Source organism: Photobacterium panuliri (genome assembly GCF_059920555.1).
Map to the genome: position 1 here is coordinate 2,836,497 of NZ_CP197192.1, position 14,121 is coordinate 2,850,617.

General features: G+C 48.0%; 11 protein-coding genes and 2 tRNA genes. 5 read left to right on the top strand and 8 right to left on the bottom strand.

The window, feature by feature from the left end:
* Window positions 1–11 precede the first annotated feature (11 nt).
* From ACSF8X_RS12910 to ACSF8X_RS12925, 4 genes are all read left to right on the top strand, one after another.
* Window positions 12–341, top strand: a complete 330-nt coding sequence (locus tag ACSF8X_RS12910; RefSeq protein WP_047877243.1) for a UxaA family hydrolase — start codon at window positions 12–14, stop codon at window positions 339–341.
* Window positions 341–1,516: a UxaA family hydrolase gene (locus tag ACSF8X_RS12915; RefSeq protein ID WP_047877244.1), complete on the top strand. Its 1,176-nt coding sequence runs from the start codon at window positions 341–343 to the stop codon at window positions 1,514–1,516. Before ACSF8X_RS12910 ends, ACSF8X_RS12915 begins: the two co-directional genes overlap by 1 nt.
* Window positions 1,517–1,569: 53 nt before the next feature.
* Window positions 1,570–2,526: a DMT family transporter gene (locus ACSF8X_RS12920; protein ID WP_047877245.1), complete on the top strand. Its 957-nt coding sequence runs from the start codon at window positions 1,570–1,572 to the stop codon at window positions 2,524–2,526.
* Between the two features lie 116 nt (window positions 2,527–2,642).
* Window positions 2,643–3,785, top strand: coding sequence for a mandelate racemase/muconate lactonizing enzyme family protein (locus tag ACSF8X_RS12925; protein ID WP_047877246.1), 1,143 nt, complete (start codon window positions 2,643–2,645; stop codon window positions 3,783–3,785).
* An 80-nt stretch (window positions 3,786–3,865) separates the two neighbouring features.
* Here the strand turns inward: ACSF8X_RS12925 and ACSF8X_RS12930 are convergent, their stop codons facing one another.
* From ACSF8X_RS12930 to ACSF8X_RS12960, 7 genes are all read right to left on the bottom strand, one after another.
* On the bottom strand, window positions 3,866–4,531 hold the full coding sequence (locus ACSF8X_RS12930) for a Bax inhibitor-1 family protein (RefSeq protein ID WP_500850166.1): 666 nt from the start codon (window positions 4,529–4,531) through the stop codon (window positions 3,866–3,868).
* A gap of 354 nt (window positions 4,532–4,885) precedes the next feature.
* On the bottom strand, window positions 4,886–5,395 hold the full coding sequence (locus ACSF8X_RS12935; protein ID WP_240478237.1) for a general stress protein: 510 nt from the start codon (window positions 5,393–5,395) through the stop codon (window positions 4,886–4,888).
* A 278-nt stretch (window positions 5,396–5,673) separates the two neighbouring features.
* On the bottom strand, window positions 5,674–5,820 hold the full coding sequence (locus ACSF8X_RS12940) for a FeoB-associated Cys-rich membrane protein (RefSeq protein ID WP_084722136.1): 147 nt from the start codon (window positions 5,818–5,820) through the stop codon (window positions 5,674–5,676).
* A 9-nt stretch (window positions 5,821–5,829) separates the two neighbouring features.
* Window positions 5,830–7,833 (bottom strand): ferrous iron transport protein B, encoded by a 2,004-nt coding sequence (feoB, locus tag ACSF8X_RS12945; RefSeq protein WP_500850167.1) that lies wholly within the window; start codon window positions 7,831–7,833, stop codon window positions 5,830–5,832.
* A gap of 198 nt (window positions 7,834–8,031) precedes the next feature.
* The gene (locus ACSF8X_RS12950) at window positions 8,032–8,292 is read right to left on the bottom strand and encodes a FeoA family protein (RefSeq protein ID WP_047877250.1); all 261 of its coding nucleotides are present in this window, start codon (window positions 8,290–8,292) and stop codon (window positions 8,032–8,034) included.
* Window positions 8,293–9,351: 1,059 nt separating this feature from the next.
* A tRNA-Ser gene (locus ACSF8X_RS12955) sits at window positions 9,352–9,442 on the bottom strand.
* A gap of 25 nt (window positions 9,443–9,467) precedes the next feature.
* Window positions 9,468–9,555 (bottom strand) — tRNA-Ser (locus ACSF8X_RS12960).
* A gap of 224 nt (window positions 9,556–9,779) precedes the next feature.
* Here ACSF8X_RS12960 and mscM point away from each other — a divergent pair.
* Entirely contained in the window at window positions 9,780–13,088 is a 3,309-nt protein-coding gene (gene mscM, locus ACSF8X_RS12965; protein WP_500850168.1) for a miniconductance mechanosensitive channel MscM, read from the top strand.
* 62 nt (window positions 13,089–13,150) lie between these two features.
* Here the strand turns inward: mscM and ACSF8X_RS12970 are convergent, their stop codons facing one another.
* Complete coding sequence (locus ACSF8X_RS12970) at window positions 13,151–13,600, bottom strand: L-alanine exporter AlaE (RefSeq protein ID WP_047877252.1); 450 nt, start codon at window positions 13,598–13,600, stop codon at window positions 13,151–13,153.
* Between the last annotated feature and the right edge of the window lie 521 nt (window positions 13,601–14,121).

The following is a 14,121-nucleotide window of genomic DNA, read 5'->3' on the forward strand; positions in this document are numbered from 1 at the left end:
AGAATATAAGAATGAAAGCAATAAAACTTTCACCTACGGATAACGTAGCGACACTGCTGGGTGACGTTGAAAAACACGACGCTGTTGAAATTATTTCAGCTGACAACGAAGTGATCGCTGAGATCAAAGCACTGCAAAAAATCACGTTCGGCAACAAAATTGCGCTGGGCGATATCGCCAATGGTGAACACATTCTGAAATGCGGCCACTCTATTGGTAAATCGATTGTTGAAATCCCACTTGGTCAGCTTGTGCATGTCCAAAACGTTCGCAGCGAACGTCTAGACATTCCTGAGTCAATCATCGAAGAAATCATCAAACAAATGGGGATCGAGCAATAATGAGCGCAACATTCAAAGGCTACCCGCGTCCAAACGGGACTTTCGGTATTCGCAACAACATCATGGTTGTTGCAATTGACGAGTGTTGCGAGGGCATTGCGCGTAACATCAGCAAAGAGATTGAGAATTCTGTCGTTGTGACCAACCACTACACCTGTATGTATGGTGGCAACGAAGAAATGATCGATACCATCATCCATACCGCAACCAACCCGAATATTGCCGGCGTACTGGTTATCGCGATGGGTTGTGGCTCGATCGACCCGCAGATGATAGCGGAGCCTGTTCGCAAGGAAGGCCTACCGGTTCATACCCTAACGGTTATCAAGAACAAAGGCACAATCGAAACCATTAAGGACGGTATCGCACTGGCTAAAGAGCTGGAGTCTTACGCCAACAGCATCGAGCGTGTAGATGCACCTGTCTCAGCCCTGCGGATCGGTATCAAGTGCGGCGGTTCAGACACGTCAAGCGGTCTGGCATCGAACCCGTCAGTGGGTGCCGCCTCTGACAAGCTGGTCGACATGGGCGCGACCACTATGGCCGGTGAACTACTTGAACTGCTGGGCTGCGAAGATATCCTAAAAGCCCGTTCTGTCACGCCAGAAGTCGGCGAGAAGATCGAGCGCCTGATCGCTGAGGATCTGAAGCGCTGGCACGTGATCGAAGGCACGGAAACAATGTCTATCGGTAACAGCGTTGGCGGCCTGACGACCATTGACGAAAAATCACAAGGTGCAATGCACAAAACAGGTACTCGCCCTATCCAAGACTGCCTGCGCATTAACCATATTCACCGTGAAAAGCCGACCAAACCCGGTTTCTACCTGACCGAAACCACCATGCTATGTGGCGGTGCGGCCATGCATTTTGCGTCTCTGGGCTGCCAGCTAATTATCTGGACCGCTGGTGCCGCAGGCTTCAACAACTCGATTGTTCCTGTTATCCGCGTATCGGGCAACACCTCGCTGATCACCGCTGACATGGACATCAACGCCTGCGGTATCATGGATGCCACAGACACCATCGACAACGTATCGAACAAGATTATCGACAAGGTCTTCACTGTGGCCAATGGTGCCCCGACCAACCTTGAAGGTGTTGGCTACGCCTACGCATCCCTATACCAGAAAGACCAGCGTCTAGAACACGTTATCGGTATTTGCCCTCAGTAATCATCGTTGCTTTCAAAGGGGCGAGGACAGCCCCTTCATATGAGATTAAGAAAATGAGTAAAACAGCGCCAAATAAATCATTGGGTCTGACCCTTGCGCTCGTCTGTGCGGCCCTATGGGGAGCATCATTCCCTCTGGGCGGCGTTCTGGCTGGTAAGCTAGATCCCGTGGTACTTGCGATTGCCCGCTACGCAATCGCTACCCTGTGTTTCGTTGCCGTGTTTATTTTCTCCAAAAAACACACCCTGAAAAAAATCCAAAGCAAGAAAGACGCCGTGCTTCTTATGGCTGCCGGAATCTCTGCCCAGGCGGTGTTCTTCTACTTCACCATTCTGGCGTACGAATACACCTCATCCGGTGAGATCGGCGTTATCAACGGCATGGCTCCGTTCCTGACGATGGCTGCTGTTTTTATCATCGATAAAATCAAGCCAACCGCTCCGAAAGTCTTCGCTGTCGTATTGTCTCTGATCGGTGCCGCCGTTATCGCCTACGACCCATCGAACAAAATTCAGGGCTTGAACCTCGGCCATCTGTTCGCACTGTGCGGGGTGCTGGGCTTTGTTACCTACAACTACATTCTGGGCAAGTTCGGGCCAGATCTGAACTCGCGTTACGATTTGTACTCAAGCAGCTTCTACCAGTTCGCCTCAGCCACCGTGGCACTGCTGATTCTTGGCGTGATCACTGGCGCTGACTTCAGCTCTGCAACCGTACTGGTTGAAAACGGCAAACACCTTGGCAGTATTCTGGCACTTGGCCTGCTATGTTCTGGCTTCGCCTACGCCTTGTGGGAACTGGCTACACTGAAAACCCAAGATGCAGTTATCACCACAATGGCCCTGAACGTCCTGCCGCTGTTTGCGATGATCGTTGCCTACTTCCTGCTAGGTGAAACCATCACCCTGCAGAAACTGGCCGGTGTTGTCACGGTAGTTATCGCGCTGTGCATCTACACCGTGGGTGACAAGTTCAAGAAAGCACCTGTTGCTCAAGAAGCCGCCGCTTAATGAGAACCCGCTGCTCATTCGCTGTCAGTACCTAGACTGGCAGCGAATTTTGAACGGGGCCTAATAGCTCCACGATTGGGCTCCGTACTGAATATATTTAGCATCAGAGAAACAACATGTTATTTAACGAATTGAAAATCACTGAAGTAGAAGTTATTCACCTGCGTGTTCCGGCTCTTGACGAGGCTTGCGAATGGGGTGAAGACGGTGTTCTTATTCGCGTTCACACAAATGCAGGCATCACGGGTGTGGGTGAATCTGATAGCTCACCAATGATGATTCAAGCGTGTATTAAGGCTACTCAGAGCCACGGCTCTTCGCAGGGTCTTGAGCGTCTTCTTATTGGCGAAAACCCATTAGACATCGAGCGCCTATACACAAAGATGTACAACGGCACTCATTATGCAGGCCGTCGTTCAACCATGATCCACGCTATCTCTGCTATTGATATGGCGCTATGGGACATCGCGGGCAAATTCTTCAAAGTACCGGTATGGCAGCTTCTTGGTGGTAAATTCCGAGACAAGATCCGTGCATACGGGACGTTTATCCCATCGGCAATCAAAGAAGAAAACATTGCCCGCACAACGGAATTGCTCGCTCAGGGCTTTACGTCGTTGAAGTTCGGCGGCGGTCCGCTGGGTAAAAATGCAGAGACTGATTACGAAATCATTAAGACCGTGTGCGAAACCGCTCGTGGTATCAACAAAGACGTTGAAATTGCCATCGACCTCGCAAGCGCATGGCGCACAGCCGGTCACACTATTGAAATGGCTAAGAAGCTAGAGGAATTCAATCTCCTATGGATTGAAGAGCCAATTACTGATGATGTTTTGGCTGGCTACCGAAAGGTGTCTCAATCAACATCACAGAAACTGGCTGGCGGTGAAACGTTGACCACCCGTTACGAATTTGCGAACTTCATCGAACAGTCGGGCGCTGACTTTGTACAACCGGACGTGACGCGTTGTGGTGGTATTAGCGAGATGGTGAAGATCTATGACATGGCGCATATGGCAGGCATGAAGCTAGTCCCTCACGGTTTCTCAACCGGCATCCTGATCGCAGCAACGGTACATTTCCTCGCTTCTCGTGAACATGGCGATCTGATTGAATACTCTCAGAGCACAAGCCCGCTGTTTACGTCACTGGTCAAAAACCAGATCCAGTTCAACAACGGCTATGTTGACGTCCCCAACACCATTGGTTTGGGCGTGGAGCTAGATGAAGAGCTGATTGCCAAGTACCGTATTGATTAACGGAAGTCATTTACGGGAAACGGAAAATTAAGGTTCATGACGGCTTTCTTCGGAAAGCCGTTGTCATTGTAAACTGAAGACTAATCCTGACGCCCCAGAATACGGAGAATCCGCAAAAACAAGCCGATAATATCCATATACAGTGCAGCGGCACTGTCCACCGCATTATCGAATGTTTTGGGGATCTGATTCGCCCGCCCCCAGTCATAGCCAATATAGCCACAAAAAATAAGTGCCACCGCCCAATCGATCCATCCCCGGTGAGCGGTACCAAAAATAAAAAACTGAAGAATCCCCACCAGCAACACGGTAAGCAGAGAAATGCACAATGCCCCCGCAATACGCTGGAAGAACTGCGGGAACAAGGTGCCCAGCAGCATCATGCATCCCGTCACTAGCCCCGTGATTTGAATGGCTTCCAGCACTAGGTCCGGATCATAGGCAGAAACAACAACATTGATAACCAGGCCAATAGGCAACACAACAAAATTGTACCCAATAAAGCTCACTAGCGGGTTATCAGACGAGCTGAACAGGTAGACCCCAAAAAGACAACTGGCAAAATAACCGACAAAGAACATCCACCATGGTATCTGCATCACGTTCTCCGTCGGGATCGCCGACACCATCCACCCATTCACCGCGAACCCCCAGCACAATACCGCCCCTATAATTAGGTTATACAATCTGGCACTGATCTCTGGGTCATAAGACTCCGTACGTTCAAAAACACTTGATTCCATCATTGCATGTGCACTCCTTTGCAAAACTTCGCGGGAAAACGAAAATTTTACCACCGCCACACTGGCTAATTTCGGTCAGGAACCCAATCTCATCGCTACATTGTCAATCTGCGAGACAAACCTCAAATGTTTCTGTATGTGAAAAAGCCCAGCGTTGTCAGACTGGGCTTCGCACAAAATACCAATATTAGCCAAATATAAAAAAAAGCCGAAATAATTCGGCTTTTTATAGAGAATGAACAGACAAATAAATTAAATGCAGACGGTCGAAAAGAGACAAGCACTGTTGAGAGAAGACAGAAGACGCCTGTCCCTTTTCGTTTTATTTAACTATTGATGGCAAGAATAACGACGGCATTACACTGTGAGATGTTCAAGCTCACGATCGGCAAGAATCGCTTTGGCTTTTACCATTGCTTCTGCATCACCATGAACAATCACGAGGTATTTGTCAGCTTTAATCGCCGCGTTGTATTTCACAATGCTGTCTTTTGGAATACCGATACTCGCCAGAGCACCACCCACAGCGCCCAAACCACCTGTCACGACTGCACCTTCAATCGCACCTACTACGCTAGATACGATTGGACCTGCAACCATCAAAGCACCAACGCCTGGTAGCCAGAACATACCAGCACCAATCAATGCGCCCCAAACACCGCCCCACAACGCACCGGTCTTACCCCATGATTTTACGCGGTCGCCTGTATTGTAAAAGCCAGCGACGTTTTCTTCGCTGTGGTAGCCCTTACCCAAAATTGAGATTTTAGAAACATCAAACTCTGCATTTTGCAGTGTTTTAATTACAGCTTCAGCCTCTGCATGTGTATTAACTATGGTGATTATTTTTTCATGGTCTTTCATCATACATCTCCATTTTGAATACTGATTTGCTTATTTTTATTAACTGATTTGATGGTAAGTCATAAAATTTTGTCTCGCTATCGCCATAATTGGATAATAGGTTTACCTTTTTGAGGAATAAAAACACAAACAACAATTCCCTTTGCAAATAAACCAGCATTCATCATTCGCGCTGAAGACCGCTAATCTAAATCCATGTTTAGTACACTTGGTGTACCCGACATAAAAAAACGTGAGCCATAGGGCTCACGTTTCGTTTCAGTCAATAAGCGTCATTTAGGCTAACACTTACCATTATTCTTCGCCGAACATCCGCTACTTTGCGAACATCCTGCGCACGCCCCACCCTTTTTCTTCATTACAACCAATTTGTAAATCGCTAGAGCAAGAATGATCAAGATGCACAGCGAGACAAGTATGTTCGTCATATTCACTCCTTACTGCAGGCTCAAGCCTAGTTTCTGCTGCTCTTTCACCGCCCCTTTTCTCAGAAGGCTGAAGAGGAAACCAATCAAGGCAACACACACAACAAGACCGTAGACAAAACCGTCACCCAACGCACCGGTTGTCGCCAGAGTACCGCCTTGGTAGATAGCAAACGCCGCCACGTAAGCAATACCCAGCTGCAGACTAATACCACCAAGCAACCACTTCTTGTTTTCCAGCTCCGCATTCATGGCACCGATAGCGGCAAAGCATGGTGGAGTAAACAGGTTAAAGACCAAGTATGCCAGCGCTGCTACAGATGATAGTCCCATCACCGTTGCAACATCCGCACTACCCGATACCAACGCCAGCTCTTCGGTATCGATAAAGTTAGTGATACCGTAAACCACGGCCAATGTACCGACCACGTTCTCTTTGGCGATAAAGCCTGTAATCGCAGCGGCAGCCAACTGCCATACGCCAAAACCAAGCGGAATGAGTACGAAGGCAAACGGCGATGCCAAGCCAGCCAGGATACTTGTGCTCTCTGCGCCTTCAGCCACGATGTCAAACTGCCATGTGAACGTCTGCATAATTTGCACCGCTGCGTTACAAAGCAAAATAATAGTACCGGCTTTGATAACGAACGCTTTACCACGAGAGAATGTCGAGTTCAGTGCCAATTTCAGGCTTGGTACACGGTATTCAGGAAGCTCAAGAATAAAGAATGAACGTGTGCTCTTTTCGCCGGTAATACGAACGATAAGCAGCGCGCCAAGGATAATCAGGCCAATACCGGCGAAGTACATGCTTGTACCTACCCACGCCGCGTCTTGGAAGAAAACGCCAGCAAACAGAGCAATAACAGGTAGTTTTGCGCCACACGGCATAAATGGCGTCAGCATGGCCGTAGTACGGCGCTGCCTTTCATTTTGAATGGTACGTGTCGCCATGATGCCAGGGATAGCACAGCCAGTACCAATAATCATTGGAATGATTGATTTACCTGACAGGCCCACTTTTTTGAAGAAGCGATCCATAATAACCGCAACACGTGCCATGTAACCGCTGTCTTCCAATAGTGCCAAAAGGAAAAACAGCACCATAATCAATGGCAGGAAGCCGACGACGGCACCGACACCACCGATAATGCCATCCAACAACAGCGCGCTGAGAAGTGGCGAAACGTCCTCGCCCATTGCGCCTTGTACCATAGCGTAGAAACTGTCAATCCAGCCCACTAGTGTATCAGCAAACAGCGGACCGACATGGGTTTGCGAAATAGAGAACACCGCCCACATAATGACGGCAAAAATCGGCAAACCAAACCACTTGTGCGCTAGTACTGTATCCACTTTGTCATGGATAGTTTGTTCCGCGCTGCTTACTTGGCGAGTTTCAATTTTCGCCACTAGCTGCTTAACGAAGGCGAAACGCTCGGCATCAAATGCCTGAACAGATTCGGCATCCGTAATTTCAGTGTACTTTTGCGTAAACGGGGCGTTTTGTGATTGTCCTTTCACTTCCGCCGCTTTCGCCAGCAACGCTGACAGAGATTCACTACGTACGTCTGATGCTGTCGTCTCAACCACTGGACAACCCAGTAACTGGCTCAATTGGGGCGCATCAATGGTTAGTTTTTTGCTATTGTTCAAGTCGCTCTTATTCAAGGCGACAACGACCGGAATACCCAATTCTAAAAGTTGTGTCGTAAAAAATAGGCTTCGATTCAGGTTAGTCGCATCGACAACGTTCAAAATAACATCAGGATTTTCGCTTTTCACGTAATCTCGGGTGATCGTCTCTTCCAAGGTGAAAGGCGACATAGAGTATGCCCCCGGCAAGTCAACGACCGTCATCTCACCGTATGAACCACTCAGTTCCTTCTTTAGCGGAGCTTCTTTTTTGCTAATGGTAACGCCCGCCCAGTTTCCCACGCGCTCAAGTTTGCCGGTCAACGCATTAAATAGGGTTGTTTTACCGCTATTGGGGTTACCTGCTAATGAAATTTTCACTGCTATCTCTCCATGCAAAAGACACCCTCGTGACTTGAAATTACGAGCGAGATTAACCATCAAAAGCCCAAACAATGCCTGCACTGTTTAAGCGATGTCGTTTTCGCCACGCAATAAAATTTCACACCGTCCCGAGGTATAAAGGTTGTAATTAAAACAGCCCCAAGCTACCTCACGTTGCTTGGGTATGAAGTCGGCTTAATTGAGGAGTACGGTTTTTGCCAAATCAGAATCGATGCTATAACGTGCATCTTTGATTGAAATGACATAAGTATCTGATAATACAGAAACAAGCGTAATTGACTCCCCTGCATAACATCCCAATGTATTGAGGAAATACGCCATTTCTTTGTCATCTTCTACAATGCTTTTAATCGTATACTCTTTGTTGATTTCAGCACCAATCAGCGAGCCATTGTTTATTTGCTGTGTTTTATTTTTTCTAAAGAATCCAAACATCAGTCCACTTTCCTCAATGCATCAAGGCGTAATAAAAGTCCTCGAAGGGAAAATTACGCACAATGAATAATAATCATTACTACTTTTAGATAATCACATCGGAGCATTCATAGCACCACCCAAAGAATGACTGGCAACGCTTTCACTAAAAACCCCAATGATATCTTAAAAAACAAAGAGTAACATTTATACGCACTGCAATTACACTGATAAAAAATACTCTCAGCGATTAGAACCTCGACAGCAACCAGTGACCATTCTAGCCATTCACTTAGCGCATAATAAGTATCGTTCTAAACGAGAGCATAAAAATGATAATCATTGTTATTATGCTTTAATTTTCTCTGATTCTTGCTTTGTAAAAATTGAGCAAAATCAATTAACCACAAAAAAAGTATGAGAAATAAGCGGAGTGCGTTGAATATCATGTTTTGCACAGCCTCATGCTTAAATATTGGTATATAAATATTTTTCTTTATCTCGAAATAGCATATTCACAATCATTAATTTATTGGCACTGACTTGTTTTAAACAAACACCATTAAATTAATGCAACCCAAACTCATATTAACGTATGAAATTTGAGCCCATTAGCTGCTCGTATGAGTGCAAGTGGATGTAATAGATAATTTGCACGAGGTATGAGGCATTAAAGTGCGGGGGGGACGGGCAATGTACTTTCGCTTCGCTCAGGTGAACCCTGTCTAGGGGTCTGCACCCTATCTCGATATCACAACATTCAGACGTAAAAAACCGCTGTAAAAACAGCGGTTTTTTTGAATGTGGTGGAGCCAGATCAAGGTATAGGGGGATTTGAAATCCCGGGTCTGCCCATCCATCGATAAGATATACGAAAAAGCCCCAGCATTGCTGCTGGGGCTTTGAATGTGGCGGAGAGATAGGGATTTACTGCTCGCAAGCTCGCGCCCTCCGGGCTATTGCCTTTTCGTCCCTTCGGGACGGGCAATGTGCTTTCGCTTCGCTCAGGTGAACCCTGTCTCGATATCACAATATTCAGACGTAAAAAAACCGCTGTAAAAACAGCGGTTTTTTTGAATGTGGCGGAGAGATAGGGATTTGAACCCTAGATACGCTATAAACGTATGCCGGTTTTCAAGACCGGTGCTTTCAACCACTCAGCCATCTCTCCGAAGTTTTACATCCCAAAGTAGGGATGGCGGTGAGGGAGGGATTCGAACCCTCGATACGTTGCCGTATACACACTTTCCAGGCGTGCTCCTTCAGCCACTCGGACACCTCACCATATTGTTATCTCGACGCCCTGCGTCTCGATGGCGTGTAATGTAACGGCAAGCGCCCGATGGGTCAAGCGCCTTTCCTGCGTTTTTTCGCAATTCGCAGTCAAGTGGTGATGAATGGGCCAATTTGTGGCAATCTACATCAACCAAGCCCGTTTTCATGCGCTTAGCTGAATTGATAGATTAGACTAATTACGATAAAAACACTTTCAATTTCCACGGAGCCTTATGTTTATCAGGATCTTCCCCCTACTGTTATTTCTTCTGGTTGCCCTCAGCACCCAAGCTGCCGATACCGACAAATACACGGAACGCGAGCTGCAACTTACCAACCGGATAGAAACCCTGCAGGCTCAGGCCAACACACCTGAAACCTTAAAAGATCTCGATACCCTACTCACGGCTCGTAGCCAGCTAGAAAAAACCCGCGAATTCGAACAGCAAATCCTGAACTACCAACAACTGGTTGATGACTTCCCTTCATTAACCGCCAAACTCAGAACACAAATAAAAGATTTCACCAGTACCGAGTTTCCCAGCTTCAATCAGCTTGATTATGACGGCCTCCATCAAGCGATCAGCGAGCAGGATCTGAAACTGAACCAACTCGAACAAAGCCGTAGCAACAGCAAAAACGAATTACAGGATATTGAGCGCGGAATCGATGAATTCTCGACCCGTTCAGCCCAACTTCGCGATCGCATCAAAAAAGAGGAACAAACGCTTACCCAGCTCCAAAACCAAAGCCACGTTGCCGACGAGTTGGTACTGCTCCACCAAGTGGCCCACCAATACTACACCAGCCAACTCAGTATGCTGGAAGCCAAACAGCTCAGTGCCGGCAACCGCCGTACCTTGGTCAAACAGCACATCCAGCTAGCCAACCTTGAAATCGACGCAAGGCAAGCCTATCGCAATAATTTACAGCGCGAGCTGAATCGCCAGCTCCGGCTCGAGACCAGCAACGCATCGGAATCCACCACCCTTGCGCCACCTGCCAATCACGACCAACCCGAAGCTCTGCGGATACTGGCTATCAACCACCAGCGCTATACCACCTCGTTAACAAATATTGCAACCAAAAACGAGCAGGTTCAGCAACAGCTCAAATCAACCCACGAGCAGACCAAGATAGTCGACCGCACGGCCGATGATCTCACCAGCATGGCAGAATGGCTCAAGCTAAGCCCTGCCTTCAGCGAAAACCTCAGAACCCGCATCAACCGGCTGCCCAATAACCCGCCAATCAAGGCGCTAGACAAAGACATCGCACAAAACCAGCTTAAGAAGTACGAATACCAGCAGCTACTCAGTAGCCTGAAAGAGCGAGCGAACCAACCGGCTCCCCCGGTGCTTACCGCCGAGCAAAAAAAGCAAGAACGCGCCTTAATCAAGGACAATCTCAACTTGCTAGAAAGACTGGTTGATAGCTTAGACTCACTGATCTATCAGCAAGCCACCCTAAAAGTGGCCTACGAGCGGCTCAACAGCAACCTCAATGATCTCCGCACCCAAGCCAGCAAGCAGTTATTCTGGGCGCCGGATACCAATCCGATCAGCCTCAACATGCTGACATCGAGTGTCGAGATGCTGAAATGGTTTTTCTCGCCTTTCCAATGGGTCGGCTTTGTCAAATTCCCCACATCTGTTGATCAGTGGCCGCTCTTCATTGGCCTTTTCGCCGTTGCCATTTTGCTCGTAGGGCTCAACTGGTGCCGCAAATACTGGAAACGCTATCTTGAGGACACCAGCAAAAAGATTGGTAAAGTCACCCAAGACAAGTTCCGTTACAGCTACGGCAACGTCTTCTTCTCTTTCTGCCTGGCTTGGCCAGTACCGCTTGCCATCGCCATCATCGGCCTGATCTTCACCGCAGCTTGGCAATACCCCTTTGTTCACCATTTCGGTCAGGCACTCTCGCTCCCGATGGCGCTGGTCATGTACTGCTTCATGCGTGAGCTAGTTCGTCAGGATGGGCTGCTGATCAGCCATTTCGAGTGGGACGAATCCTTGGTCAGACGCTGTTTCCGCCATTACCAACAACTGCTGGTGCTATACCTGCCGATGATGGTGATCCAAAACTTTGCCCACCTGTATAGCGATATCGAGGTCAATGCCACCCTTGGCCGGCTCGCCTTTGTGATGAGCAATATCGCAATCAGCTACTTCTTGTGGCAAATGTACCAAGAGAAGCTGCCGATGACATACGGTGATATCCCCGAAGGCAAAGCTCACCTTGGTCACCACCTTTTCTGGTGGGGTCTGATCCTGCTGCCACAGGCCCTTAACTACACCGCCCTCAAGGGCTACCTATCGTCATCCCAGTCAGTCATGGGCAAGCTAGAATTCTCGGCGGTAATTGGGGTGATCACCTTGCTGGTGTACTACTTGACCAAACGCCTGATGCTGATCCAGAAACGGCGACTGGCTTTCGAGCGAGCCAAGGCCAAACGGCAGGAAATCATCGCCCAGCGTATTGCCGAGGTGGAAGAAGACAAGGACGATCTCGTCACCAGCAGCGAGATGCAAATAGAAGTGGAGGAGCCAGAGGTCGACTTGGACAAAATCAGCGCCCAATCCCTGCGCTTGTTACGTTCATTGCTGCTGCTGATCTACCTCGCTTGCCTATCGGTGGTATGGTCTGACTTTTATCAGGCCATTTCCTACCTCGGTGACATCACATTATGGGACGTTACCAGCACCATTGACGGGATAGATGTACTCAGTGCTATTTCGATCAAAGACGTCCTACTGGCTATCCTCGCCTTCTGGCTCACAGCCATACTGGCGCGCGACCTACCCGGCGCAATGGAACTGCTGATATTGCAACATATCGACCTGAGCCCCGGTACGGGTTACGCTATCACCTCATTGACCCGCTATGTGGCGATCTTCCTCGGTATCGTCATCGGATCGGGGCTGATCGGGTTTGATTGGTCGAAAATGCAGTGGCTCATCGCGGCTCTCGGTGTCGGCTTGGGGTTTGGCCTGCAAGAGATATTCGCCAACTTCATCTCCGGTTTGATCATCTTGTTCGAAAAGCCGATCCGGATCGGCGATACCGTCACAATCCGCAACCTCACCGGGGTGATCGCCAAGATCCAAACTCGGGCCACCACCATCGTCGACTTCGACCGCAAAGAAGTGATCATGCCCAACAAGGCCTTTGTGACCGAGCAGTTCATCAACTGGTCACTGTCTAATCCGATTACCCGAGTAACCCTGTCGATCAGTGTCCATTACGCGGCCAATACCGACTTGGTCACCAAGCTCTTGTTCGAAGCGACCGAAGAATGTGATCTGGTGCTCGACAACCCAGCTCCCGAAGTGTTCTTCCTAACATTAACCACAGACAGCCAGAACTTCGAGGTTCGCGCCTATGCCGCTGAAACCGCACACCGGCTAAGCCTGACCCATGACCTCCACAACCGGATCAAAGACAAGTTCATCGCCCACGGCATTGAAATTGCCAGCCCGCAGTTGGAGGTGCAGATGAAACGCCCCCGTAAGGCCGCTACCAAGCGCAGCCATTATTAGAAAACAAAAAGCCCCGGAATAACCTCCGGGGCTTTTTGTCGAAATCGGATCGGTAAGGGGTATTATGCGTGCTGGTAGTATCCCGGTACTCGGAACATACGGCGGACACGGTCCAAAAACTGGCCGTAAACAACACCCAACACCCCGGTCACAACCGCATTACTTGCTACCGCCGTCATGATCTGATCGATGTCAGCGCCAACCACGAACAGAATCCCTGCATAGGCAGGAGACTGGAAAGAAACATACGCCACCATATCAGAACAACCACGCATCCACTTGTTCGCAGACAGCTTTGCCCCCTGGCGCAACATCATGTCTCGGTACAGGCCATACGGCCATGCAATCGCAATATTTACCGGAATCGACAACATTCGCGAAGCCAATGATTGGTCGAATGTCATCCCTGAGATAAAAATTTCGATCATCATGCCTGTAATAAAACTAAAAACTACCATAGCAAAGATATCAGCAGCGGCACTTCTTACGTTAAATGGTCCTTTGGCAGACATAGTGGATACCTCAAATCACAGTAAATAAAACTAAAGGGATAAATTAAGTTAGTCAGAAAAACTGGATATGAAATACAGGCCAGTTGATATGGGTATTAAAACAACTTTTATGCAGAATTACCCGCTAAATATTTATTCTGTTTGTAATTTTACAACTGAATTCAGGCAGAAAATTGGCATGATTGACTACTTTGGCAGCATTTTCGTGCCACACCCGAAAAACACAAGATCTTCGACAGACATAAAAACAACTTAAACCACCCCAAAAAGCCAATATCACCAAAGTTATCATGCCATTTTGATCGTTCCATCTACGCTGCTTACCCTCATTGCTTTATTTACATTTCCGCCAAAGATAAACAGCAGTTATAGCAAGCAACAATAAAACTAATGCAACAGTTAAATTAATTAAAAATCAAACATTTAAATACATGCAAACACAAATAAAGCCATCAGTGCCAAGCCAAATAAAATGATCATCCTCTACCACAAGTAAACGTTATATTTAGTAACTAACAGTC